The organism is Chryseobacterium shigense (genome assembly GCF_900156575.1).
GTDB lineage: Bacteria > Bacteroidota > Bacteroidia > Flavobacteriales > Weeksellaceae > Chryseobacterium > Chryseobacterium shigense.
The window spans coordinates 43,765-70,246 of record NZ_FTNY01000002.1; the positions used below are offsets into that span (position 1 = coordinate 43,765).

Annotated in this window: 21 protein-coding genes; 11 read left to right on the top strand and 10 right to left on the bottom strand. The window is 37.4% G+C overall.

Going from position 1 to position 26,482, the window contains the following annotated elements; translation table 11 throughout:
- Positions 1-201 precede the first annotated feature (201 nt).
- From BW964_RS05700 to nhaA, 3 genes are all read left to right on the top strand, one after another.
- On the top strand, positions 202-567 hold the full coding sequence (locus BW964_RS05700) for a hypothetical protein (protein ID WP_076505568.1): 366 nt from the start codon (positions 202-204) through the stop codon (positions 565-567).
- A 111-nt stretch (positions 568-678) separates the two neighbouring features.
- Complete coding sequence (locus BW964_RS05705) at positions 679-2,889, top strand: RelA/SpoT family protein (protein ID WP_076505570.1); 2,211 nt, start codon at positions 679-681, stop codon at positions 2,887-2,889.
- Positions 2,890-2,891: 2 nt separating this feature from the next.
- On the top strand, positions 2,892-4,070 hold the full coding sequence (gene nhaA, locus BW964_RS05710; RefSeq protein WP_076505572.1) for a Na+/H+ antiporter NhaA: 1,179 nt from the start codon (positions 2,892-2,894) through the stop codon (positions 4,068-4,070).
- On the opposite strand, the gene BW964_RS05715 is transcribed toward nhaA, so the two are convergent.
- Positions 4,067-5,080 (bottom strand): YihY/virulence factor BrkB family protein, encoded by a 1,014-nt coding sequence (locus tag BW964_RS05715; RefSeq protein ID WP_084175662.1) that lies wholly within the window; start codon positions 5,078-5,080, stop codon positions 4,067-4,069. The genes nhaA and BW964_RS05715 overlap by 4 nt on opposite strands.
- A gap of 349 nt (positions 5,081-5,429) precedes the next feature.
- Here BW964_RS05715 and BW964_RS05720 point away from each other — a divergent pair, with 349 nt between their 5' ends.
- Positions 5,430-5,903, top strand: a complete 474-nt coding sequence (locus BW964_RS05720; protein ID WP_076505574.1) for a 23S rRNA (pseudouridine(1915)-N(3))-methyltransferase RlmH — start codon at positions 5,430-5,432, stop codon at positions 5,901-5,903.
- A 383-nt stretch (positions 5,904-6,286) separates the two neighbouring features.
- Here BW964_RS05720 and BW964_RS05725 read toward each other — a convergent pair whose 3' ends face one another.
- The 4 genes from BW964_RS05725 to BW964_RS05740 form a co-directional block, all read right to left on the bottom strand.
- Positions 6,287-6,742, bottom strand: coding sequence for a tRNA (cytidine(34)-2'-O)-methyltransferase (locus BW964_RS05725; RefSeq protein ID WP_076505576.1), 456 nt, complete (start codon positions 6,740-6,742; stop codon positions 6,287-6,289).
- A 141-nt stretch (positions 6,743-6,883) separates the two neighbouring features.
- Complete coding sequence (locus tag BW964_RS05730; RefSeq protein ID WP_076505578.1) at positions 6,884-7,696, bottom strand: tetratricopeptide repeat protein; 813 nt, start codon at positions 7,694-7,696, stop codon at positions 6,884-6,886.
- Positions 7,693-8,259 carry a phosphatase PAP2 family protein gene (locus BW964_RS05735; protein WP_076505580.1) on the bottom strand — a complete coding sequence of 189 codons (567 nt, stop codon included), beginning with the start codon at positions 8,257-8,259 and terminating at the stop codon, positions 7,693-7,695. Before BW964_RS05735 ends, BW964_RS05730 begins: the two co-directional genes overlap by 4 nt.
- A 3-nt stretch (positions 8,260-8,262) precedes the next feature.
- Complete coding sequence (locus BW964_RS05740; RefSeq protein ID WP_073334799.1) at positions 8,263-8,598, bottom strand: Sec-independent protein translocase subunit TatA/TatB; 336 nt, start codon at positions 8,596-8,598, stop codon at positions 8,263-8,265.
- A gap of 306 nt (positions 8,599-8,904) precedes the next feature.
- Between BW964_RS05740 and BW964_RS05745 the strand changes: the two genes are divergently transcribed.
- Positions 8,905-9,849: a hypothetical protein gene (locus BW964_RS05745; RefSeq protein ID WP_076505582.1), complete on the top strand. Its 945-nt coding sequence runs from the start codon at positions 8,905-8,907 to the stop codon at positions 9,847-9,849.
- A gap of 129 nt (positions 9,850-9,978) precedes the next feature.
- Here the strand turns inward: BW964_RS05745 and BW964_RS05750 are convergent, their stop codons facing one another.
- Positions 9,979-11,214, bottom strand: a complete 1,236-nt coding sequence (locus BW964_RS05750) for a TCR/Tet family MFS transporter (protein ID WP_076505584.1) — start codon at positions 11,212-11,214, stop codon at positions 9,979-9,981.
- 260 nt (positions 11,215-11,474) lie between these two features.
- Positions 11,475-14,384: a protein translocase subunit SecD gene (gene secD / locus BW964_RS05755; RefSeq protein WP_076505586.1), complete on the bottom strand. Its 2,910-nt coding sequence runs from the start codon at positions 14,382-14,384 to the stop codon at positions 11,475-11,477.
- Between the two features lie 218 nt (positions 14,385-14,602).
- Between secD and BW964_RS05760 the strand changes: the two genes are divergently transcribed.
- Positions 14,603-15,976, top strand: a complete 1,374-nt coding sequence (locus BW964_RS05760; RefSeq protein WP_076505588.1) for a PQQ-dependent sugar dehydrogenase — start codon at positions 14,603-14,605, stop codon at positions 15,974-15,976.
- A gap of 86 nt (positions 15,977-16,062) precedes the next feature.
- Here BW964_RS05760 and hemN read toward each other — a convergent pair whose 3' ends face one another.
- From hemN to BW964_RS05775, 3 genes are all read right to left on the bottom strand, one after another.
- Positions 16,063-17,421, bottom strand: a complete 1,359-nt coding sequence (gene hemN / locus BW964_RS05765) for an oxygen-independent coproporphyrinogen III oxidase (protein WP_076505589.1) — start codon at positions 17,419-17,421, stop codon at positions 16,063-16,065.
- A 242-nt stretch (positions 17,422-17,663) separates the two neighbouring features.
- Positions 17,664-18,677, bottom strand: coding sequence for a WD40/YVTN/BNR-like repeat-containing protein (locus tag BW964_RS05770; protein WP_076506670.1), 1,014 nt, complete (start codon positions 18,675-18,677; stop codon positions 17,664-17,666).
- Between the two features lie 56 nt (positions 18,678-18,733).
- Positions 18,734-20,275, bottom strand: a complete 1,542-nt coding sequence (locus BW964_RS05775) for an APC family permease (protein ID WP_076505591.1) — start codon at positions 20,273-20,275, stop codon at positions 18,734-18,736.
- A gap of 166 nt (positions 20,276-20,441) precedes the next feature.
- Here BW964_RS05775 and pnuC point away from each other — a divergent pair, with 166 nt between their 5' ends.
- The 5 genes from pnuC (at position 20,442) to BW964_RS05800 (ending at position 26,447) form a co-directional block, all read left to right on the top strand.
- Positions 20,442-21,098: a nicotinamide riboside transporter PnuC gene (pnuC, locus tag BW964_RS05780; protein WP_076505592.1), complete on the top strand. Its 657-nt coding sequence runs from the start codon at positions 20,442-20,444 to the stop codon at positions 21,096-21,098.
- A gap of 19 nt (positions 21,099-21,117) precedes the next feature.
- Positions 21,118-21,807, top strand: a complete 690-nt coding sequence (locus tag BW964_RS05785; RefSeq protein ID WP_076505594.1) for a hypothetical protein — start codon at positions 21,118-21,120, stop codon at positions 21,805-21,807.
- A 91-nt stretch (positions 21,808-21,898) separates the two neighbouring features.
- A complete protein-coding gene (dapF, locus tag BW964_RS05790) occupies positions 21,899-22,666 on the top strand; it encodes a diaminopimelate epimerase (protein ID WP_076505595.1) in 768 nt (255 codons plus the stop codon).
- A 29-nt stretch (positions 22,667-22,695) separates the two neighbouring features.
- Positions 22,696-23,721: an endolytic transglycosylase MltG gene (gene mltG, locus BW964_RS05795; RefSeq protein ID WP_076505597.1), complete on the top strand. Its 1,026-nt coding sequence runs from the start codon at positions 22,696-22,698 to the stop codon at positions 23,719-23,721.
- 170 nt (positions 23,722-23,891) lie between these two features.
- Positions 23,892-26,447 (top strand): TonB-dependent receptor, encoded by a 2,556-nt coding sequence (locus BW964_RS05800; RefSeq protein ID WP_076505599.1) that lies wholly within the window; start codon positions 23,892-23,894, stop codon positions 26,445-26,447.
- The last annotated feature ends 35 nt before the right edge of the window (positions 26,448-26,482 follow it).

The following is a 26,482-nucleotide window of genomic DNA, read 5'->3' on the forward strand; positions in this document are numbered from 1 at the left end:
ATGACGCAAATAAATGAATTTGTTTCTTTAATCTTTATTAAGTAGTAGATCATCAAACTTAAACACCTGTTCAATAGATATTCTCAAACATTTTAACATAAAAATATAGACAAAACATTAAAACGTAAATTTTAATAAATTATTACCAATAATATCAAAAAATATTTATTACCTTTAAGTACAATTTAAAAACCATTGCTTATGTCAAATATATTAGCTGGATTATTTGCACATCACAGCGATTACAAAAAACTTGAAGCGGATCTGGAAAATTCAGGATTTGAAAATTCAGATTACATAGTATATGTTAATAACGACTCTGATACCTCTCAGTATCTGGCGAGTGTTGCGGTAAAAGATAATAACCAAACTGACGGCGCAAAGAATATTTTTAGCCAAAATTCAGTACTGAAGACCTATTTATTCGAGAATATGGGTATTGGAGAGGCCAATTATGATCAAATCAAAAGATTTATCGATGCCAGAAACAGAGCGGAAATCCATAACAGCCCCGATGTGAAAATAAAGGCATCAAGCAGCGGTATGGATTCAGAAGTTAAATTCTGATCAAAACATAAAATCTAATAACCGGAAATCCACAGATCGTTCTGTGGATTTTTTATGCTTGAAAAGTTTAAAAATTTTCGTATTTTCGTTTAAATATAGGCATTAACACAAATGAGTTACGATTTAGAACAGGAAAATAAGGAGATCCTTGCCCGATATAAGGATCTGATTTCAAATACATACAGAACTCTGGACGAGGAAAATAATAAACTCATCCGGAAGGCATTTGATATTGCATTGGATGCCCATAAAGATCAAAGGAGAAAATCCGGCGAACCTTACATCTACCACCCCATTGCTGTTGCTAAAATAGTAGCAACTGAGATTGGTCTGGGGGCTACTTCCATTGCCTGTGCTTTGCTGCACGACGTTGTTGAGGATTCGGACTATACCTACGAAGATCTGAAAAAGATTTTTGGAGAAAAGATTGCCAATATTGTGAACGGACTCACAAAGATCTCGATCATGAATCATCAGAATATTTCTGTACAATCTGAAAATTACAGAAAACTCTTATTGACGCTATCGGAAGATTTCAGGGTGATTCTCATCAAAATTGCCGACCGCCTTCACAATATGCGAACGCTGGAAAGTATGGCTCCGGACAAGCAGAAAAAAATTGCTTCAGAAACCGTTTACATTTATGCCCCGATGGCTCACCGTCTGGGACTTTACAATATAAAATCAGAGCTTGAAGATCTTTCTCTAAAATACAACAATCCTGAAGTGTATAACGAGATCACGGAGAAATTGGAATCTGCCAAAGAAAACCGTGAACGATATATTGAAGAATTTAAAACTGAAGTTTCAGAAAGGCTAAAAGAAGAAGGTTTGAACTTCACCATTAAAGGCCGCGCCAAGGCCATCTCTTCTATTTACAGAAAAATTCTGAAACAGGGTGTTTCTTTTGAGGAAGTCTTCGACAACTATGCCATCAGGATTATTTATAAATCAGATGCTAAAAATGAAAAATTCCTGGCCTGGAAAATTTATTCTATTGTAACGGATGTCTATCACAGTAATCCTTCAAGGATGAGAGACTGGATAACACAACCCCGTTCTACCGGATATGAAAGTCTCCATTTAACAGTGCTTGGCCCGGATCGAAAATGGATCGAAGTACAGATTCGTTCAGAAAGAATGAATGAAATTGCCGAAAAAGGAGTTGCTGCCCACTATAAATACAAAGAAGGCTACAAACAAAGTTCCGATGACCGGAATTTTGAAAAATGGGTCACTGAGATCCGTGAAGTTCTTGAACAGCAGCAAAATCTTTCTACCTCTGAGCTTTTAGATAATATTAAACTTAATTTATATTCCAAAGAAGTATTTGTATTTACTCCAAAAGGAGAAATTAAGATTCTGCCAACCAATGCTACGGCTTTGGACTTTGCTTTTTCCGTTCACTCAGATCTTGGAATGAAATGTCTGGGCGCGAAAATCAACGGAAAACTGGTGCCTATTTCATATGTTCTCCAAAATGGTGATCAGATCGACATTTTATCTTCGCAGAATCAAAAACCGAAGTCGGACTGGCTGGAATTTGTAGTGACTTCCAAAGCAAAGTCTAAGATCAAAAGTTTCCTGAATTCCCAAAAGAATCAGCTGGTAGAAGAAGGAAAAGAAATTCTTCAGAGAAAACTGCGACACGCGAAAATCAACTTCAACGATGAAGAGATCAACAAACTTCAGAAATTCTTTAATCTGAAAACCTCTCAGGATTTATTCCTCAAATTTCAAAGCAATGAACTGGATGTGAGCAGTCTGAGAAAATATATTGAAAGTAAAAATGTATTCAATAACTTACTTTCAAGATTCAGAAAATCACCAACGAAAAATCAGCATTTTGAGGAGCCGAAAGAGCAAAATCTTGACATGATTATTTTCGGGAAGGATGAAGAAAAGCTCAACTACAGCTATGCAAAATGCTGTACGGTAATTCCCGGTGATAAAATTTTCGGGTTTATTACCATTTCTGACGGTATCAAAGTCCACAGCGACAACTGCCCGAATGCCATCAATCTGAGAGCACAGTATGATTACCGTGTGATCCCTGCCAAATGGGTGAATGCGGAAAGCTTTAAGAACCGAGTGAAGATCGAAATTGAAGGTCTTGACAGAATGGGAATGATCAACGATATCACAACCGTGATCAGCGGAAGCATGGGAATGGATATGAAAAGTATGTCCATAGAATCCAATAATGGTATTTTTACAGGAAATATCAATCTTGAAGTTAAAAACAAAGGTCAGCTTGAAGAGACATTTAAAAAACTTAAAAGCATCGACGGCGTTTCCATTGTGAGACGATTACAATCATAAACATGAATTTATCCTTATATTTTAAAAAATTTTTTAGCAGCAACCAGGCATCGGGAATTATACTTATTTTCTGTGTACTTGTTTCATTATTAATCGCAAATTCTTCTGCTGGTGAAGGTTTTCAGCACTTTCTGGATCAGGAAGTGGGGACTCACCTGTTTCACCTTACCTATCCTGTCAGTATATGGATCAATGATGGGTTAATGGCTGTTTTCTTCCTTCTCGTAGGGCTTGAGATCAAAAGAGAAATGGTAGAAGGCGAGCTTTCTTCTTTTAAAAATGCTTCATTGCCTATTTTTGCTGCCGTGGGAGGAATGCTGGTTCCGGCCGTCATCTATACTTTCTTCAATTCCGGAACCGAATATGGCAGTGGCTGGGGAATTCCCATGGCTACGGACATCGCTTTCTCATTGGCTATTATTTCAATGCTTGGAAAAAAAATCCCGAATTCTATCAAGATATTTCTTGCGGCACTGGCTATCGTGGATGATCTGGGGGCTATCTTAGTAATCGCCGTTTTCTATACCGAGCAAATTCACTGGACTTATCTGTTGTTATCTTTTGGGACGGCTGCTTTATTATTTTTATTAAACTTTTTAAAAGTTACCCGTCTTGTTTTTTATATTATTCCTGGATTATTTTTATGGTATTTTCTTCATCATTCAGGGATCCATGCGACAATAGCCGGAGTTTTACTGGCCTTCTCGATTCCTACCAATGTATCTCATGTAGAAATTTCTCCTCTTGAAAAACTTGAACATAGCCTTCATTTTCCGGTAAGCTTTCTCATCATGCCGATATTTGCTTTAACGAATACTAATATTGCTTTTACCAGTGAAATGGTAGCAGGTGTTACAAGTACGTTAGGTTTGGGTATTATCTGCGGGCTGGTGTTAGGAAAACTGGTCGGGATCAATTTGTTTTCTTTTATTGCCATCAAATTAAAACTGAGCTCACTGCCACAAAACAGCACCTGGACTCAAATGGCAGGAGTTGGCTTGCTCGCAGGAATAGGATTCACCATGTCTATTTTTATTGCACTGCTTTCCTTTAAAGATGACATTCCGATTCAGGACGAAGCAAAATTTGCGATTCTGATCGCTTCTTTCTTAGCAGCTGTTTTAGGATTCGTCATCTTGAGTATGAGCTCTAAAAAGGATATGAACGAGATAGAAAATTAATCTTTTTTCTTCTCGTCCATGTTTCTTCTATGGTTCTCATCGCTTTCCAGGTTGGGTTCTGTAATTCTTGTCTGGTAATGAACAGCTTCTCTTTTGATTTCGTCTGACATCAGTTTTTCTATTCTCAGTTTTCTGAGTGCCATATTCAGTTCGTTTCCGAACAGGAGAAGGTACACATTGACATTCACCCAAACCATGAGCAGAATCATGCTGCCAATGGATCCGTAAAGAACGTTATAGCGGGCGATATCTTTCACATAGATCGCAAAGATAAAAGTAGTCAGAACAAATAAAACCGTCGTTAAAATAGCTCCGGGAACAGCCTGTCTGAATCGTGCGATCTTTACTGTTCCCAACCAGTAAAAAAGAGTAAGAAGAATAAAGTAGAAAAGTGGAAAAGATACGAATCCAATGATCTTGGAAAGGTTTTTTACAAGCCACGAAATGTCATAGGCAGGCGTAAAAAGCTTCATCACAACTTCCACATAATAGACTCCGAAAAGCGCCAGAAAAACAATAGTAATAAATCCTATGGTGATAAAAAAGGAAAGGATGAATTCTTTTACATCCGTGAGTTTTTCATCAGAATTTTCATTGAATCCATTGATCAGTGAAAATGTTCCGTTGGTTGCAAATACCAATGCCAGTACGATCGTCAGGTTGCTGATCCCTTTCATATTCGGGATAATATTGGTTTCAATGTATCCTCTCACATCATTTTCCATATTAGAAGGAAAAACGTTGTGCATCAGAACTTCAAAAATGTAAAACTGAAGCTTGTCATAATGCGGCATATAAGGCAAAACGGAAAGAAGAAAGAGAAGAAATGGAAAGAGACTGATGGTAAAACTCCACGAAATAGCGGCTGCTTTCCTCCCAATATTTCCTTTGAAAATACCGGAAATATAAATCTGAAACATCTGCCATAATGATATTCCTAAAACAGGAATATGAATACCGTCAAAAAATTCTTGAATCTTCAAGATAAATCTGGGAACTTTTATACTCATCGATTTGGTGCATTTCACTTAAAAAAACAGCCCAATTTATCTCCTGATCTGGAGAACCATTTACCGCTTTTTCATAAGTCTTTATACAAATATAAACATTTTATCCATCCTTATTCTTATACCGCTTACGCTAAAAAATGGCAATTATTTAACAGATCAGGAATTCGGGCCCTTCTCAACAAATAGAAATCATATAAAATACATGGATTTTAAAATTAAATGAGTAAAACATTAAAAACCTTGAAAATGAAAAGCCCTTCCTATTTTAACATTTGACGTCCCGCTTTCATCCTTATTCATTTAATTTACCCTATAAAATGGTATCTTTGCCCTTTGAAATCTTCTATACATGCGAATCGGCTTACTTTGTATCGGCAAAACAGATGACAAAGAGATTACTTCTCTGATCAGTTACTATATTACCAGACTTCCCAAACACTGGAACTTCGAAATCACTGAAATTCCTGATGTAAAAAATGCAAAAAATCTTTCTCCCGACCTTCTGAAGAAGGAAGAAGCAAAGCTGTTTTTGAATCATATTGATAAAAATGATCTGGTGGTAATTCTGGACGAAAAAGGAAAACAGTTGACCAGCCGCGAATTTGCCCAGAAAATTGATACCTGGATGAATTCATCAGTTAAAAAAGTCCATATCCTGATTGGAGGTGCGTACGGTTTTTCAGAAGAGATTTATAGCCGAGCCAACGAAAAAATGTCATTATCTAAAATGACATTCACGCATCAGATGATCCGTTTATTTATTGTTGAACAGCTTTACCGCGCTGACCAGATTTTACAGGGGAAACCTTATCATAACGATTAAAAATCTCGACTCTGGGTTTATAATGATATTCTCTCGCAGATTGAGCCGATAGAACAGATTATCATTTTATGGTTTTCTAAATATTAAGATCAATGAAGGATGTAAGCTTAGTTAAGAAAAAATCAAATGATTTTCTTTAAGCTGTACGCCTTAAAGCTATACTAAAACTTAATATTCTTAAAAGCTCAACAGAAATCTTAATGGTTCGAATTTTTCTCATCACTGATATACATAAAGCAGATGATCAAAAGTCAAAAATCTGCATCATCAGATTAATCTGCGTGAGATTTTAAAATTATGTGATCTGTATCTATTCTATTCATCAGAATAGTGAAATTGATTTCAACTTTACTTCTCTTTATAAATTGTTTAATAATGGATATCTAAACTTTTAAACCAATCTGCCTTTTCGCTTCACCAACTACAAAAGCGACGGAATTGGCAATATTAAAGCTTCGGATTAATTTGGACATCGGAATGGTCAAATGATTTTGGAACTGATCCAGAACTTCTTTGCTCAAACCTACGCTTTCCTTACCGAACACCAGCCAGTCGCCCTCCTGAAAATCATTTTCCAGATAGGATTTTTCAGCATGGGAACTCATCAAGAAAACACGGGACGGATCAGGAATACTTTTTATCCACTCCTCCACATTGGCATATTCGGTAACGTCAAGGTGCATCCAATAATCCAGGCCGGATCTTTTCAGGTTCTTATCATTGATCACAAATCCAAACGGGTGAACCAGGTGTAATTTACTTTCTGTTCCTACACATAATCGTCCTATATTACCTGTATTGTTGGGTATTTCGGGTTCTACAAGAACAATATTCAACATCTATATATTTTTATGAGGTTCAAAATAATTAAAACTGAGAATGAACTCTATTTAGTATTATGGTTAAAATTAACTTTCAGCGTAAGGGTCGATGATTAATCGATTCAGGTTTTCGCAAAAAAACGGATGATCAAAATAAGGTTATTTTACCGTACATTTTGTATAGTAATCTGCCAGCACTGCTTTTTCATAGCCTAAACTGACTGCTTTGTTCAGATTTTCACAGGCTTCCTTAGGTTTCGCCGTATCAAATAAAACCAAAGCTTTGGTCACATAAGACTGCGCAAATTTAGGATCGATGGAAATTGCTTTATTAACGTCTGTAAGGGCTTCTTTAGGCTTTTTCATTTTGAAATAAACGTCTGCCCTTCCATTGTAAAGAAGTGATTCCGGTTTCTCGGAGATCAGCTGGTTGTAATCTTTTAAAGCGCCGTCCAGATCACCGCTGTTTTTCTTCAGATTAGCCAGTCCTGTTTTTGCGTAAATATTATCAGGAGCAAACGTAAGGATCTGTTTAAGGTCGTTAATCGCAAGCTCTTTTTTGCTCTGACTATCGTAGATCTTGGAGCGGGTGAGGTAAAACTCGGGATTTTCAGCATCAATCGAAAGTCCTTCGGAAATGTATTCCAAAGCTTTTGTTTTGTTTCCTTTCTGGCTGTTGAGGGAGGCAAGATTAGCATATACCGGGGCTGATAAAGGATTGGCTTTCAAAGCAGACTCATAAGATTTCAAAGCTAATACCGTCTTTCCCAATCTTCTCTGAGCTGTCCCCAGGCTGTTGTAATATTCAGACTGATACTTTTGAATCTGTTCTTTTTCAGCCAGTTTGGTATATTGTTCTTCTGCACATTTATAGTCTGCTTTTTTAAAGCATTCTTCGGCCATTTTTTTGTCCTGTGCGTAAAGACTGAATGAGGAGCATATCAATGCCGTGAGTAATAAAGATTTTTTCATGAAGTTATAGTTTGTTTGTTGATGACTTTTTTGGCGAGTACTCCAAATATCACTCCCAATAAAGATCCAACAAACGCCCCCACCAAAATATCTATCGGGAAATGTACTCCTAAATATATTCGGCTGTAAGAAACGATCACAGCCCATACAAATATAGCATATGGAAACCAATTGAGCTTCTTTTTCAATAAAATACTTAAATAAGCGGCTAAAAAGAATGTGTTGGAAGCATGGGCAGAATAAAACCCGTATTGTCCTCCACATTTTACAATCCTCATATAATGTTCCAAACTGGGATCATGACACGGCCTGAGTCTGGCAACTCCGTATTTGAAAACACTGGCCAGCTGATCTGAAACGGTAGCCCCCAAGGCAATAAATATAAGGATGAAAACTAAAGATTTTAGTTTATAATTTTTGTATAAAAAATAAAGAAATATAATATAAAGGGGCACCCAGATCCATGTACTGGAAATGAGCATCCAAAATTGGTCGAAAGAAGTATCGCCCAAATTATTAAGGTATAAAAATACCTTTTTATCTTCCTGAATGATCTCCTCCATGAATTATCTGCTTACAGGCCCTTCGTAGGTCTCATCGTCGGCAGGCTTTATTTTTGGAGGTTCATTCGTTGCCAAAGGTTCCTTTACGACGTCTTTTTCAATATCCTTCATAGGATTGAAATCTTTTGCCGCATCTTTTACCTTCTCAATTTCACGCTTGATCTCAGAAACCGGATTATCAGTTTCCTTCATGATCTCAGTTTTAATGTCTTCCACTGCGCCGCGCATTTTTCTTACCCCTGAGCCTAAGTCACGAGCGATCTGAGGAAGTTTATCCGGACCGAATAATACAACAATCGCTATCGCGATCAGTGCCATTTCTCCAATGCTTAATTCCATAGGGGTAAAATTACGAAAGATTATACATTTATTTCGCAGTAAACTAAAATTTTAAACAAATTTTAAGATTTTGTAACTTTTCAGGGGTTGGAGGGCTTGAGTGAGAGGATAAACGGGCTGGAGCGTTGCCTGCTGTCCAGTAAATGATGTACGGTCCAAAATCTGAAATCTTACCTCTTACATCCTGCCTCTCTACCCTCTTCATCTCCCGATAACTTTCAGTTTACAATTATTTAATTCAAATGAATGGGATTTATGATGGAATTTATTATATTTAATAGACACAAAATCATTAACTATTACACTATGAAAAAACTTGTTACTACTTTCAAGCTTTTTGCCGTGATATCGGTATTAACGCTTACTGCGTGTCAGGATGACAACAGTGAAATGATTCAGGAATCTACTGTATCTAAAGTATCAGCAGCTGATCTGAAAAAGGAAATTACCCCCGGATTGAAGACGATTCCGGAGATTGTTCAGACCCAGATCAGTGATTCTAAGAAAAACCTTGAACAGTATCTGAAAAGTGATCTGCAGATCACGAGTATCACTATTTTAGGGAAACTTTCAACACAGAAAGGTATTAAAATCTCTCAGGACCTCATTTCTGACAAAGAACAATTTGTCGCTGAAGGAAATATTCTTGACCCGGGAACCATAAAAGTGGGAAAAATCGGAGTATTATTTTCCGGAGATCAATTGGCAGAAGCTCAAAAAGGGCTTAAAGAATCAGCTTCTGAGAAAATCAAAGCAGGTGCCGACCTTCTCGAAATTTCGTGGAATTACAAAGGGGAAAATTTCACATCTCTATGCTTCTATGATGAATCCGGTATTATCTGGGATAACGTATTTGCCGGACTTGTTATGATGGATGCAAGAGGAAATTCTGAGGTTTCTCCTCATGATGCTCAGGCTAAAGTATCTTCCAAATGGTTTAAAGAATGGTGGACAGCCAATTGGCTTTGGGGTTCTAAAAGAGGCGAAATAGGGTATCAGATCACGATCTATTATTCGGGTTCCAGTGTTTCTAATGTTGATGTAAGTGACTGGGGAAATATCAGCTTAGGTAAAGCTAAAAGTGAAAGTAAAGTAACCAAGAGAACAGGCGCATACGGACAATGCAGATACGCACTTGGATTATGTACGCCTACAGGTTCATTAAGTTTTAACAGCAGTAATTTTTCGGTATCGTTTTCGGGACTGGGAAGTAATGTGGTAAGCAATGGTACAAAATCGCTGTATCCATAGAAATTGACCACTCATTATTCAATTTTTTCAATACAGAACAAACGGGGAGGCTTTAATAGCCTCCCCGTTTTATTTTTTAATTTTTTCAAAAACAGAACTGTTAAATCTGGTCTGGAATAATTTGTCTATTTATAGTTTCCTGATCACATTTTTATTTTTTTTCTTAAAAGCATTATAAGTCATCACCACACTTATCGCCATTAAAATAAATGCAAGGAAGAATGGGGCTCCTGAAAATTCAAACGGCGCCTCATCATGCGTAAAATAGTAAAACAGATTGGTCATCAGGGGTGGCCCGATGATGGATGTTGCACTCATTAAACTGGTCAATGCCCCCTGCAGTTCTCCCTGTTCATTGGAAGGAACACTTTTCGTGATCACCGACTGAAGTGCCGGCCCACAAATTCCTCCCAGACAGTAAGGAATAAGAAACACAAACATCATCCAGCCTTCTGAAGCAAAAGCAAAGAGCAGCATTCCTAATGCATACAAAGCCAATCCGTAATAAATACTTTTCTGTTCTCCCAGCTTCGGAGTTGTCCAGCGAATCAGAACTCCCTGAACCAAACCAACCAAAAGACCCACTACTCCTAATGAAATTCCAACCATTCTTTCGGTCCAGCTGAATTTATACATGGTGAAAAAGCTCCAGTTACTCTGTACCGCGTGTCCTGCAATATAAATTAAAATAAGAGCAAAGATCAATCCTGAAATTTCAGGGTGTTTACCTAAAAATTTAAATGAACCCACAGGATTGGCCCGCTTCCAGTCGAACTCCCTTCTTTTATCTTTATCCAAACTCTCCGGCAGAACAAAATACCCATACAGGAAATTTAAAAGACACAGACCTGCTGCTGCATAGAAAGGCACTCTTGCCCCATAATGTCCTAAAAGACCACCCAGCACTGGTCCTATAATAAAACCAAGCCCGAATGCGGCACCGATAAGGCCAAAGTTTTTGGCTCTGTCTTCATCTGTGGAAATATCGGCAATATAGGCACTGGCTGTTGTAACGCTGGCTCCGGTGAGCCCGGCAATAATCCTTCCGAGGAAAAGCCACCAAATGGTTGGAGCAAGGGCAAGGAAAATATAATCTACTGCAAATCCAAATAAGGAAATCAAAATAATAGGTCTTCTTCCATATTTGTCGCTCAAGTTTCCTACAACAGGTGAAAAAATAAATTGAGTAAATGCATAGGCAAAACCAAGCCATCCTCCGTATTTTGCAGCTTCACTGATATCTGCATGGATAAGTTCCTCAATCAATTTGGGAACTACAGGAATAATGATTCCCCACCCTGTGATGTCAATCAGCAAGGTTATAAATATAAAGCTGATGGCCGCTTTTTTATTTGAGTTTTTCATAATGCTGCAAAATTAATCAAATCTGAAATATAATGGTTCTAAATTTCGAGTTTGGAAGAATTGAATCAGATTTCAGATATTAGATATCAGATTTCAGACTTGTAAATATAAATTCAAACTTTTAGATTTAACTATTAAATTTTTGAATCAGGAAACTAAAATATAGTAAACTAAATCTAGCAGCAACTCGTATCCTGAACAAGCAACAAAAAAAGGCCGCTTCTTTCGAAGCGGCCTTTACTTATTTATTGTAGTTGATCTTATTTTGAAGCAAGTACTTCTTTTGTACTTGTCGTTTTACCGTGTACCTCGTCTTCTTTTCCTGTTTTAAGGAAGTCATACGCGATAGCCGATGCAATAAAGATAGATGAATAGGTACCGAATCCAATACCGATTAACATCGCAAACATAAATCCTCTTAAGTTATCACCACCGAAGATAAAGATGGCCAGGATTACAAGAATCGTTGTGAATGAAGTATTGAATGTTCTACCTAGCGTACTGGAAATAGAGTCATCAAATAATCCAGCCAGTGTAAGAGATTTCTTCTCTCTCAGATACTCTCTAATTCTATCGAAGATAATAACGGTATCATTGATTGAATATCCCAATACTGTAAGAATCGCTGCAACGAAATCCTGATTGATTTCCATATTGAACGGCATATATTTATGAAGCAATGAATAAGCTCCTAAAATGATTACCGCATCATGGAATAATGCTGCAACAGCACCCAATGAGAATTGCCATTTTCTAAATCTTAACAAGATATAGATAAAGATCCCTGCCAAAGCAGCGACTACCGCAAGGATACCGTGAGTCTGGATATCATCTGCTACCGTAGGTCCTACTTTCTCGGAAGAAATAATTCCTGCGTGCTCTTTGTCTGCAGATTTGAAATCATGCAAAGTCGTATTAGCAGGTAAGCTTGATTTTAATCCTTCGTATAGTTTCTGTTCTACCGTTTGGTCAGCTTTTAAAGATTCATCCTCGATAAGGTAATCGGTAGAGATCTTCAGCTGTCTGTCATTTCCAAAAGTTTTAGCTTCAACAGAAGAGTTTTTCCCATCTTCAGTTTTGAATATTTTCACTAAGTTCTGCTCGATCTCTTCAGCATTAACATCTTTATCGAATCTTACCACGTAGTTTCTACCTCCTGTAAAGTCGATTCCGTATTTGAATCCGTGGATTGCAATAGAGGCAATACAAACGACCGTTAAAACAGCAGAAACGATATAAGCATATTTTCTTTTTCCGATAAAATCGATCCAGGTATTTCTGAATAGGTTCTTCGTTGGTGCTGTCCAAACAGAAAGGTGTTTTCCTTTGTTCAGTCTTGAGAAGATCATTACTCTTGAAAGCAATACAGAAGTAAAGAATGTCATTAATATACCAATTCCTAAAGTCAAAGCAAATCCTTTAATAGGTCCTGTTCCGAATAAGAAAAGTACACCCGCTGTTAATAAGGTCGTTAAGTGACCATCAACAATCGCACTTAATGCATGTTTGAAACCATCTTTGTAAGCTTCTAAAATGCTCTTTCCTGCGAATAATTCTTCCTTCGTTCTTTCGTAAATGATTACGTTCGTATCCACCGCCATGGCCATCGTAAGAACAATACCAGCGATACCAGGAAGTGTTAGAGTAAAGTCTCCGGAATCCATAATTCCGAAAATATAGAATAAGTTAATAATCATTGCAATTACTGCGTAGATCCCTGCTCCACCGTAATAGAAAATGATATAAACAATAATAATAAGGAATGCAATGGCAAATGAAATAACACCTGCATCAATAGACTCCTGTCCTAATGAAGGTCCTACTACTGTAGCCTGAACTACTTTTGCTCCTGCCGGTAATTTACCCGCTCCTAAAACGTCTACCAGCTCTTTAGCTTCTTCCTGAGAGAAGTTACCGGAGATCTGAGTTCTACCGTTAGGAATAGCGCCCACCACATTTGGTGCCGTATATACTCTGCCATCTAACGTTACCGCTACTGGCTTACCTACGTTTTTCTCTGTTAATGTTTTCCATTCTTTCGCCCCTTTAGAATCCATTTGCATGTCTACTACTACTCTGCTTAGCTCATCATAGCCAATGCTTGCAGTTTCAACAGCACCGTCTACCGGAGCTTTCTGGTTGATGTTACCTCTGATCGCATACAATACTAAACTTTGAGCATCTGTAGCTTCAGGCTTGTAACCCCACATGAACTGTGTATATTTAATGTTAGCCGGACGTAATGACTGCCCTACTTTGCTGTTCAAAATTTTGTTTACCGCAGCAGTATCTGAAAGTTTTACACTGGCAACACCGTTTGATCTTAATTTGTCAAGGTTTAAAAGATTCATGAAGTTGGTATTCTTCGCAACGCCCATAGAATCACCTTTGATTGCCACCATGGTAGTCAATGTCTGGAAATAAGGGGCAATTTCAGGAACCTGCTGTACTTCCCAGAACTGAAGTTTTGCGGAAGTCTGAAGCATTTTCTTCACTTTGTCGATATCCTTCATCCCAGGCATTTCAACAGAAATTCTTGCCGTACCCGGTACTCTCTGAACGTTTGGCTGCACCGCACCCATTTTATCGATTCTGGTTCTGATGACCTCGAAAGCTGTACCTACAGAAAGATCAATTCTTCTTTTGATGATACTTTTTACCTGATCATCAGAAGTATTGTACTTGATCTCTGACAAATTGGTATTTCCGAAAAGTTCAGGATCGGCAAGCTTAAGGTTGGTTCCTTTCGCTTTATTGATCGCCTCGAACTGATCAAAGAAATTATCAATATAAGATTTTGTAGAATTCTTCTGAACTTCATCTGTCTTGTTTAAAGCCTCGATAAGAACAGGATTTGTAGAATAATTGGTTAAATCATTCACTAAGTCTCTTTGGTTAATTTCCAAAAGAACGTTGATCCCACCTTTCAAGTCAAGACCAAGTTTCATTTCCTTGTCTTTGGCTTTAGTGTAATAAAGTTTTGTGAATCCCAGGTTCAAAGTATCTTTAGAAAGTCTTAAAAGTTCTTTCTGATACTTTTCCGGATTGTCTCCTGCAACAGCAGTCGCCTGCCTTTCAATTTTGCTGGCGTACCAAGTTGGTAATAGCTCATTTAAGCAAATTAACCCTAGTACAATAGCAACAATTGTAATAAGTCCTTTTCCTTGCATTTTGTTATAACTACGTTAAATTAAGTCGGCAAATATAATGATTTTATTATTATTTTATGAATTTTTTAACAGCAGAAATGGTTTATTTTCAGATATATCCGGGTTTTAATTTCTATTTAAGATTTAATAATTTTTCTTACATATCGTAATGAAATTTTCAAATCCTGATTGGTATAAAATTTTCATTCATTTATCAATACACTAAATATCAAAATATTATGAAAAAACTATTTTTTACCTTAAGCATCTTTTCTTCTTTAATTGCTAATGCTCAAAGCATTAATTTGGTTGAATTTGCTTCCGGCCTGACCAGTCCCGTCGAAATTACGAATGCCAATGACACCCGGCTTTTCGTGGTCCAGCAGAACGGAATTATCAAAATTATTCAACCCAACGGAACGATTAACGGGGCTGATTTTATGAATATCAGTTCCAAAGTTTTGTATGGCGGAGAGAGAGGTCTTTTGGGCCTTGCGTTTCACCCGCAATATGCAACTAATGGATATTTCTTTGTTTATTATAACAATACTGCGGGAAATATTATTGTAGCAAGGTATTCTGTAAATCCTACGAATCCTGACGTTGCAGATCCTGCGACGGAAAAGATTTTACTGAATATTCCAAAGCCTTTTGACAATCACAATGGCGGAAGTATTCATTTCGCTCCGGATGGAAATCTTTGGATCGTTACAGGAGATGGCGGAAGTGGCGGAGATCCCAATAACAACTCTCAAAATAAAAATTCACTTTTGGGGAAAATGTTAAGAATAGATGTCAATGCTACCGGACCGTATAATATTCCTGCCGGAAATCCATTTGCCGGAGCAGTTGACGGGGCTGATGAAATCTGGGCCTACGGGCTTAGAAATGCCTGGAAATTCTCATTCGATACCACCACAGGAAATGCAATGATTGCAGACGTAGGTCAGGGAGCAATTGAAGAGATTAATAAAATCCCCATTACGCAAGCCGGAGTCAATTACGGTTGGCGCTGTTATGAAGGGAATAATGCCTACAATACGGCAGGATGTGCTGCGATGGGCACAATGACTTTCCCGGTAGCTGTTTATGATCATTCCGGAGGAAAATGCTCTATTACCGGAGGTTATGTATATAGGGGAACTCAGTATCCTTCACTTCAGGGGAAATATTTCTTTGCAGACTACTGCTCTACCCAGATTGGAATGTTAAATCCGGATAATTCAATCGTTTGGAGCCCTGCAAGTACAGGGAATAATTTTTCTACGTTCGGGCAGAATTCTCAGAAAGAACTTTTTGTAGCTGCAGTGACGAGCGGAAAAATATTTAAAATCACGACTGGCACCCTGGGAACGGAAGACTTAAGCCGCCAGCCTTCCATCAAGGTCTATCCTAATCCGGCTTCTGAAAAAGTATTTATTGAAGGTTTTGCAGACGGCAAAAATAAAAGTACCGCAGGACTTATCAGCACGGAAGGAAAAATCGTTTTGGACAGTGTGAAAATCGAAAATGATGGCAGTGTAGATATTACAGGAATTCCTGCCGGAGCTTATTATCTTATCCTCAAATCAGGGGATGTAAAATCTTACAGTCAGAAACTTATTATTGAATAACACTTTTACTCAATCCCGAAACTATTAGGAGTAGAAATTCTATTCATTTTCAATAAAAAAGCGGTTCAATCTGAACCGCTTTTGTTTTATATCGTCATAGAGAAAATTCTCGTTTCCGGTTTGTTCCTCATCATTCTGAGATCAAAAACCATGGCGACATTTCTCGTAAATGCTCTTCCTTTTTCTGTAATCTTAATCTGATGGTCAGAGATCTCCACCAATTCATCTCTTTCCATTTCTTCCAGCATTTCAAATGCATTTTCCAGTTCAGGGAATGAATTTTTATCATTAAATGTTGTTTCAAGCTGACACATGAGATTCAGGATATGTCTTCTCACGGTAAGATCTTCTTCATTCAGAATATGACCTTTTACCACAGGAATTTTACCTTCTTCCACCATTTTCTGATATTCTTCCACTGTTTTGACATTCTGGGCAAAAGCATACCAGGAATCTGAAATAGCAGACATCCCAAGGCCTACCATTAATTGGGTATTGCTTGAAGTATAGCCCATAAAGTTCCTGTGGAGTTTTTTATGAATCAGAGATTGGTACAGATCATCGTGTTCCAGAGAAAAATGGTCCATTCCCACTTCAATATATCCTAAATCCTGAAGCAGTTTTTTTCCATCTTCATACAAACGGCGCTTTTCTTCACCACTTGGCAGGTCATTCTCATCAAAACCTCTTTGTCCTACTCCTTTTACCCAGGGAACGTGGGCATAGGAATAAAATGCAAGTCTATCCGGCTTCAGTTCCATTGTTTTTCTGATCGTATGTTCCATCGCCTCCCAGGATTGATGTGGAAGTCCGAATACCAGGTCATGACTGATTCCGCTATACCCTATTTCCTTCGCCCATTCCGTTACATTTTTCACATTCTCAAAAGGCTGGATTCTGTTGATTGCTTTCTGAACCTTAGGATCGTAATCCTGAACTCCGAAACTCACTCTTCTGAATCCCAGATCATATAAAGTCTGAAGATGATCTCTTGTTGTATTATTGGGGTGTCCTTCAAAAGAAAACTCTGGATGCTCTGCCATGTCTACCGTTTCAAAGATTCCTTCCAGTAACGTTTTCAGGTTTTTGGGCGAGAAGAATGTTGGTGTTCCTCCTCCCAGGTGAAGTTCTTTCAGCTTCGGTCTTTCTTCAAAAAGAGCAAGATAAAGTTTCCACTCTTTTAAAACACTTTCCAGGTAAGGAATTTCAACGCTATGTTGTTTGGTGATACGCTTATGACAGGCACAGAACGTACATAATGCCTCGCAGAAAGGCAGGTGAATATAAATAGAAATCCCCTCCTCTGCATTACTTTCATGAAAAGACCTGATCACCGTCTCCTTCCACTTTTCAGGCGAAAATGTAGTTTCATCCCAATAAGGAACGGTAGGATAAGACGTGTAACGTGGTCCGGGAATATTATACTTATCTATTAAAGAATTCATTTCAAAATTTAAAATATTATCGAAGGATGAAATTTAGCCTAAAAAATTTCACTCTGCAAAATTAACCATTCCTTATGAATTTTAAACCATGAAATATATTAGCCCGTATTTTATAATGAGTCTAAATACGGTCTTTACTGGGATTTTTCAAAGAATGATAAATTCTATTCGTAAGATTTATAATTCTGATAGAGTCATTTGACAAAAATATTCAGACTGCTGTTATGATTATTAACTAATAGCTAAAACTTCAACGTCATCACGGAAATCCGGTCTTTGCCAGCTAAAACCACAGTATTTCTATCTATCCAGCTGCAAACAAAAAATCCTTTTTCATCGGAAATTTTCTTCCATGTTTTCCCGGAATCAAAAGAATAGCTGATATGCTGATCTCCTACTGATATTATTTCTTTGCCGTTCGAACCAGGTTTTATTTTCACACAGGTTGTATAACCTGCATTATTCCCTGAAGCTTGTATTTGCCAGGTTTGCCCACCGTCATGTGTTGTTGCAATGTTATCGATATTGGCCGCTTGTTTTGTATAATCTCCTCCTACTGCAACACCGAATTGATCATCGTAAAAATCTATTGAATACATTCCCTGAGAAGACTCTCCCTGAATAAAAGGGGTATTAAATATTTCGATCTCTTCCGTTTTAAAATTTAATCTTAAAATTCGCGAAGATTTCCCTCCCGTAGCAATCCAGAGGTATTTTTTTGTTGAAGTGATATTAGTATTACTTGCTGCAAATGCGGCTTCACCGTTGTTCAATTGTAAAGCACTTTTCAACATTCCCCATCTTCCTTTTCTGTAAACTGCCAATTTAAGCATATGGTCTTTATCTGCATCACTAAAACTATATGCCAGCTTATCGTTCACAAAATGTAACGCATCATAAAAAGCTGTTTTCACAGTATCTGTAAAAATAATTTCTGATTTCAGATCCTTTTTATCGATTTTAAAAAAATAGGCAGGGCTTTCTATATTGATCGCATAGAATGAATTTTTATCCTGTGCCAGCGTTCTGAACTGAAGTTTCATTTCAGAGAGTCTGATCTGTTTCTGATTTTTGAAATTTCTCAAATCAACAAACCCTAACTTTGAATCTGTTCCGCTATACCAGACCTTTTCACCGTCAACTTCAAGAGCTCTTATACTTATCTTATCATTCAGAATCGTGTTAAAGCTTTCTATTTGCTGTGAAAACACCCATAGTCCAAGACTTAAAAATAAAATGGAAAAAGTTTTTTTCATAATGAACAAAAATAAAAAATCCGCAGGCATCTGCGGATTTTGAGTGTATATTTTTTTTAATCTAAATCAGGTTTTTCTAAAGGCTCCTGTTCTGCTTTAAAAGTCTCACCATATTCTCCTTTCTGAAGTTTAGAGTGTTTTTTACTGTACAGGAAGTAAACAAAAAATCCAATGATCAGCCAGGCGAAAGAATACATCTGTGCCTCCTTGCTCAGGTTAAAGATCAGATAAACATTGATTGCGATCCCTGAACAGGCAATAACAGGTAAAGCAGGAACTTTAAAGTTTCTCTGCAAATGAGGTTCTTTCACTCGTAATACCCAAACGGCTACACATACCATGGTAAAGGCAAATAAAGTTCCGAAACTTGTCATGTGTGCCAGATCGTTAATAGGCGTAAGAGATGCAATAATTGCAATAACCACTCCCAAGATAAGAAGGTTTTTTGTAGGCACTCCTGTTTTAGGGTTTACTTTTGAAAATGTAGCAGGAATCAATCCGTCTTTAGACATCCCTAAGAAAATTCTTGACTGTCCCATAATCATAACCATCAATACAGAGATTAATCCTACTGTAGCAGCAATGGTAATAATGTATCCTGCCCATGCGTATCCGGCAATATCAAATGCATACGCTACAGGAGCTTTGATCGCATCCGGATATTTCCCAAGCGGATTGAAGTCGGTATAGTGCATCATTCCGGTTAATACCAGAGAAACAAGAATATATAAAAGGGTACAGATAATCAATGAAGCGATGATGGCAAATGGTACGTCTTTTTTAGGGTTAATTGCTTCTCCTGCCTGAGTAGAAACGGCATCAAAACCTACATAAGCAAAGAAGATGGCAGAAGCTCCTGCCACTACTCCGGCAATACCATATGCGGAATGGGAGACCCCATTTTCAGTAATAGTGGTGGGTTCAGGAATAAAAGGAATCCAGTTTTTAAATGGATCAGCAGAGTTTAAAATGATATAAGCTCCTGCGATGATCACAAAAATAATAGCAGAAACCTTCAGGATTACAATAAAATTATTCGCTTTAGCAGCACCTTTTGTTCCTCTCACCAGGATAGAAATCACAAAGAATACGATCAAAAACGCGGGTAAATTCATTGAGAAACCAGAGTTTCCTGCAGCAATATAGGTCTGCGGATCTGAGGTAAGATAGGCAGGCAAATGCAATCCAAACATCTTGAGGAGCTTGGCAAAATATCCGGACCAGGAGACGGCGACGGTCATGGATCCCATTGCGTATTCCAAGATCAGCCCCCAGCCAATGATCCATGCAAAAATTTCACCTACTGTTCCGTACGCATAAGCATACGCTGAACCTTCTACCGGAAGAATGGAAGCAAATTCTGCATAACAAAGTGCTGCAAATACACAGGCAATTCCCGCTATGACAAATGAAAGTGCGAGTGCAGGCCCGGCATTATAGTAAGCACCCGTTCCCGTAAGCACAAAAATTCCTCCTCCGATAATGGCTCCGATCCCGATAGCAGTAAGGCTCCATTTACCCAAAACGCGTTTCAGCTGGCTCTTTTTGATATCAGCTTCATAAGCACTCATTGGTTTCTTAACCCAAATTTTAGACATGTTTTTTTATTTAATTAAAGATTTACGAAAATATAAAAATTTTACAAACCTTAACGTTTATTGATAAACTTTCGTGATTTATTTTACATTAAAATATTTAAAAAACTGATTTACACTTTATTTAATTTATTTTCAAAAGTGTTAATTTTTGTTTATTTTTGATCGCATGAATTTATATGATCTTTTTGTAAAGCCGTATGAAAACTACAGCGCTGTACAAATTCTACTGGAAGCTACAGGTACGGTTTTCGGAATTTTGAGCGTCTATTTTTCAATTAAAAAGAATATCTGGGTTTACCCTACCGGCATCATATCGACGATGATCTATGTGTACATTCTTTTCAATTTCGGTCTGTTGGGAGACTGTATGATCAATGTATATTATACTGCAATGAGTATTTATGGCTGGATATTATGGTCAAAAAACTCTAAAGATCACATTCATGTAGAAGTGAGCTGGGCTACTAAAAAAGAAAGAATATTCGCAGGAGTTCTTTTTTTCTTAAGTATGGCATTGGTTACGCTTATCTACTATTACAAACCTTATATAGACCATGACTTTTCTATGGAAGGAACCACCTTAGGATTGGACCATCTTGATTGGGCCAATTGGCTGGATGTCATCACAACTTCTATATTTTTGGTGGGTATGTGGTTGATGGCCAGACAGCGCATTGATAACTGGATTTTCTGGATCATTGGAGATTTTATATGCATCCCGATGATGATTTTTAAGGAGCTTGGAATCACTTCGGTTCAATATTTGGTATTTACTATAATGGCTATCTTAGGATACCTTAATTGGAAAAAAAGTTTAAAATAAAAAAATATACAATAAAGTCATGAAAAATTTATTTAAAATAGCATTCAGCATCGTTGCTATTGCCAGTTTGTCATCCTGTTTAGCTTATGGTGATGGCTATTCAAACAATGGTTACGGAGATCCTTATTATAATAACGGAGCTTACTATGCTCCTTCCGGTTATTACGGAAATGGCGGTTATTATGGAAATGACGGTTACTATTACAGAAACGACGTCAATTATTACTATGATAATGGTGCTCCTTATTATTACTATAACTCAGGAAATAGCAGAAGGAAAGTTTATGTAGAAAGAAAAACTACGGTAACTTCACAGAGACCCAACAACGGATTCCAAAATACCCGTACGACTAACAACGGTGGCAGCTACAATAACAATAGCGGTGGCGGATTTAATAACAACCGAGGAAGTAGTACCAATAACGGATTCAGAAATTCGAATAACACTAATTCGAATAATAACCAGAGATCACAAAGCACCCAGAGTAACGGAGGCTTCAGAAATCAGAACAGTAATAATCAGGGAACTCAAAATAATCAAAGCGGTGGCGGTTTCAGAAATACAACACAGTATAATCAGAACCAAAACAGCACCAGACCAGTGGAGTCATCCAACGGCGGGTTTAGAGGAAGTACAAGTTCTCCAAGCACTCCTCAGCAAAGCAGCGGTTCCACAAGGCAGCAGTCAAGCGGAGGTGGATTTAGATAAAACGATTATAAATAAGAAAACGAACAGCTCACCCTGTTCGTTTTCATTTTAAATATATTAATTTTGCTCGTCAATTTTAGACTAAAAGAATATGGAATTTTATAAATATCAGGGGACTGGAAATGATTTTGTGATGGTAGACAACCGGGACCTACAGTTTCCAAAGGAGAAAGATCTTATTGAAAAATTATGTGACAGACATTTTGGAATCGGTGCCGATGGGCTTATCCTTTTGGAAAACGAAGGCGATTATGATTTCAAAATGGTTTACTACAATTCAGATGGTGGTGAAAGCACCATGTGTGGAAATGGCGGAAGATGTCTCGTGGCTTTTGCTTTCTTCCTAGATATCTTTGAAGACAAATGTAAATTCATTGCAACTGATGGTGAACATGAAGCTGAGATCCATAATGGCATCATCAGATTAAAGATGATTGATGTAGATGCGGTTTCCATGGATGGAGAAGATACAGTCCTGAATACCGGATCTCCCCATTATGTAAAATATGTGGAAGACCTGGTCAATTACGATGTTTTTGCAAAAGGACATAGCATCAGAAATTCAGAAAATTATAAGGAAAAAGGCATTAATGTGAATTTTGTTGAAAAAATTACAGATGATGAAATTTTTGTAAGAACCTATGAACGAGGGGTTGAGGACGAAACTTTCAGTTGTGGAACAGGAGTTACCGCTTCTGCTTTAACTTTTCTGCAAAAACATAATCTAATCTCTGTAAAAGTTACAACCCTAGGCGGAAATCTGAAGGTTCATGCTGAGAAAAACGGAAATTCTTTTCAAAATATTTGGTTGGAAGGTCCTGCGAAGCAAGTTTTTAGAGGTAAAATAGATCTTATTTAAAAACAAACTTTTAATCAATTTTTTTAATAATGAAAAAAACTGTTCTCGTTATCGCTCTTGTTATTTTTGGAGCGGCAGGATTTTTTGGTTTGAGATTTTATAATAAATATTATGGAAACAATGTGGAGAAGGACGGTTACGTTCTGATTCCCCACAAGGCGGATTTCAAGCAGATTCTTGATTCGGTGGGTCCCTATATAAAAGATAAGGAAGCTTTTGAAGCTGTGGCCAGGGATAAAGATCTGGATCAGTATTTTAAACCTGGACGTTACCATTTTCAGGCAGGGGAAGGAAACACAAAGCTTGTGAATATGATTAAGGCAGGAAACCAGGCTGAAAATAGTTTCAGAATCGGAGATTTTGGAGACATGTACCAGATGATAGGAAAAGTTACAAAAAAAACTGAGCTGGATTCTCTACACTTTGTGAATGACCTGAACCAAATTGCGGTGGAAAAAGGCTATAAAAATGCAGAAGATTTAAAGAAGTATTTCTTTATTGATACTTATAATTTTTTCTGGACGGTAAGTCCGAGGGAATTTTTCAAAAAATTTGATGAACAGTATAATGATTTCTGGACGAGTGAAAGAAAAACCAAGGAACAGCAATCAGGTCTTACCAGAGATCAGATCTATTCGCTGGCTTCGATTGTTTATAAAGAATCCGGAGGCAAGAAAGACGAAATGAAAACCATTGCAGGTTTGTATATGAACAGATATAGAAAAGGAATGAAGCTTCAGTCTGATCCTACGGTCATTTATGCGATCAATAAACAAACTAATTTCAAGGAACCGATCAAAAGGGTGCTTTATAAACATCTGTCTACCCCTTCACCTTATAATACTTATGCTAATGCAGGAATTCCTCCGGGACCGATTTGTGTGGTAGACAAAAACTCGGTAGATGCTGTTTTAAATGCAGAAAACAACAATTATATATTTATGTGTGCAGATCCGGCAAGGTTTGGCTATCATAAATTTACGGCCAGCGCAGAAGAGCATGCCATCAATGCAAAAGCGTACCAGGACTGGCTGAATTCAAAAAATATAAAATAAAAAATTAATTTAACTTTTATTTAACAATACGATAATTAACTTTTAACACTTACATACGACTTATACATCTATAAATAATACATAAATTATAATATTTTGAAAATCAACCCAATTAATGATTTCATAATGTTATAAGTTATACTTTCACGATTTTACACAAACAATACCTTATGAATCAGACGGAAATTGTCAACATTTTCACCAAAAAAACGCTAGCACTTACTTTTGTACTTTCGGCAGCTGCAATGGCATTTGCGCAAGATAAAGCAGGCGTTACGGGAATGATTGTCAACAAAAACAACCAGCCGGTTCCCTATGCTTCTGTGACGTTCAGCAATAAAGTGAACAAAGCATTAAGCGACGCTGTACTTACCGACGAAAAAGGACAGTACAAACTGGAATTAGCTCCTGGAAACTATGATATCACCGTAGAAGCCATTGACTACAAGAAAAGCACTATTACCAAAAATATTGCAGGTGCAGGAAATATCGGTGCTTTGTCGATAGAAGCTGAAGCTACAAGTACTGCCGGGAATAAAACTCAGGAGATCCAGGGCGTAGTCATTACTGCTGCGGCCACAAAACCTTATAAAGTAGAACTTGACAAAAGAACTTACGACCCTTCTCAGGATATTGTAAGTAAAGGGGGAAATCTTCAGGATGTCCTTTCCAACGTTCCTTCTGTTTCCGTAGATACGGACGGTACTGTTTCGATGAGAGGTAGCTCCAATGTAAGGTTCCTAATTAACGGAAAGCCGTCTGCCCTTCTTGGAATAGATGACGGTGCCAATGCACTTCAAAGTATTCCGGCAGACCAGATCGATAGAATTGAAGTGATCACGAACCCTTCTTCTAAATTTGAAGCAAGCGGTACAGCGGGGATTCTGAATATTATTTTAAAGAAAACCAAGAAAACAGGTTTCAACGGTAGTGTTATCGGAACTTTAGGATATCTTCCTCAAACCAACCTGAACGCCAACCTTAACTGGAGAAAAGGAAACTTTACATGGTTTCTAAATGGCGGAGGGGGATACAGGGAGTCAAAAAATACCAGCAGAAATGATGATTATTTTAACAATGCCGTATTAGATGATGATTTGGTACAAAGAAATACTAACTCTGAAACTAAAAGTAAAAACAACAACTATAATGCTTCTGCAGGTATCGTTTATGACATTTCTGAAAAAACCTCAGTAAATGCATCCGGAACTGTAAGAACTTTTGACAGTGAAAATTTTGGAAATATTGATTATCGTTATACTCCGCTAAAAAATCCTTTTTATACATCAAACAGAAGTACTTTCGGAACAAACAATAACCTTGCTTTTCAAGGTGATTTTGGGTTAGATCATAAATTTGATGATAAAGGACAGAATTTATCATTATCATTAAGTTTACAGAGAAGCCGATCATACAATGATACCAATATTGATGATACTATTGATAATTTGAAAGATATCATTAATCAAAATACCACGAATAGATCTGTTATTGGTAAAGCTGATTATGAGTTGCCTATTGGTGACTATTCAAAATTGGAAGCAGGATATAGAATTGATATCAATACCAATGATTATAGCAATGATGTGCGTGAAAGCACCGCAACAAAGCCATTAGATTTTCTTAAGCCATACACTTACGATGCAACCTATAAGGAGACTTTCAATGCTTTTTATTTACAATTCAAAAGTAAAATCGGAAAATTAGGGTATCAGGTAGGTGTAAGAGATGAATTGTCGAATGTAGATATTAATTATCTAAGCCTTGACCCCAAGAAAAATGTGCCTGCAACGACTAAAAATTACAATAACTTATTCCCAAGCGTCTATTTAAGTTATGAATTCGCTAAGGATAATCAGTTGCTATTAAACTACACAAGAAGAATAGACCGCCCAAGGTCATTCTTTATGATTCCTAACCCGAGTTATAACGATAACCAGAATATTTTTGACGGAAACATTGATCTGAATCCATCCTACGTAGACTCTTTTGAATTTGGGTACAGTATTTCAAAAAAGAAATTTACGATTAACCCTACGCTCTATTACAGACATCAGACTGATGACACAAAAATGTTAGTGTATAATATTCTGGCTACAGATGAAAATGGAGTTATTACTAATCCAAAGCGTATAGAATCTCATACAAAACCTATTAACCTGGGTACAGATGACCGTTTCGGTTTAGATTTAAACTTCAACTGGGATGCAACAAGTTGGTTGAAATTCTTAGGAAATGTAGACCTTTTTGGTTACAATACAAAAGGAAGCACGCTATATGATACCTTTGATAAAAATGGCAATCCTATTCAGGCGGTTGCTGATTTTAATGGTAAGGGTTTTTCAACAAGAGCAAGACTTTCTTCAACATTTAAAGTAGATAAAACATTCAGCTTCCAGTTACAAGGATTCTACAGAGGGGGCCAGAAAACGGCTTATCAGGATAGAAAAGACATGTATGCCATCAGTCTTGGTGCTTCTAAAACCATTTGGAAAGGTGACGGAACTTTAGCATTCAACGTTCAGGATATTTTTAATACCAGAGCAATGAGATCTACAACCTATACAGCCAATAGCGTAAGGGATTCTTATATGCAGTGGCAACCGAGACAGTTCTCTGTTTCTCTTACCTACAGATTCAAGCAAGGTGAGAAGGTAGAACAGCCTAAAAGGAAAAAAGACATCAACTCCAACGCCTCTGGAGACGACCAACAAGGTCCAATGTAATACCACAAAAAATCCCGAAAAAAATATTTTTCGGG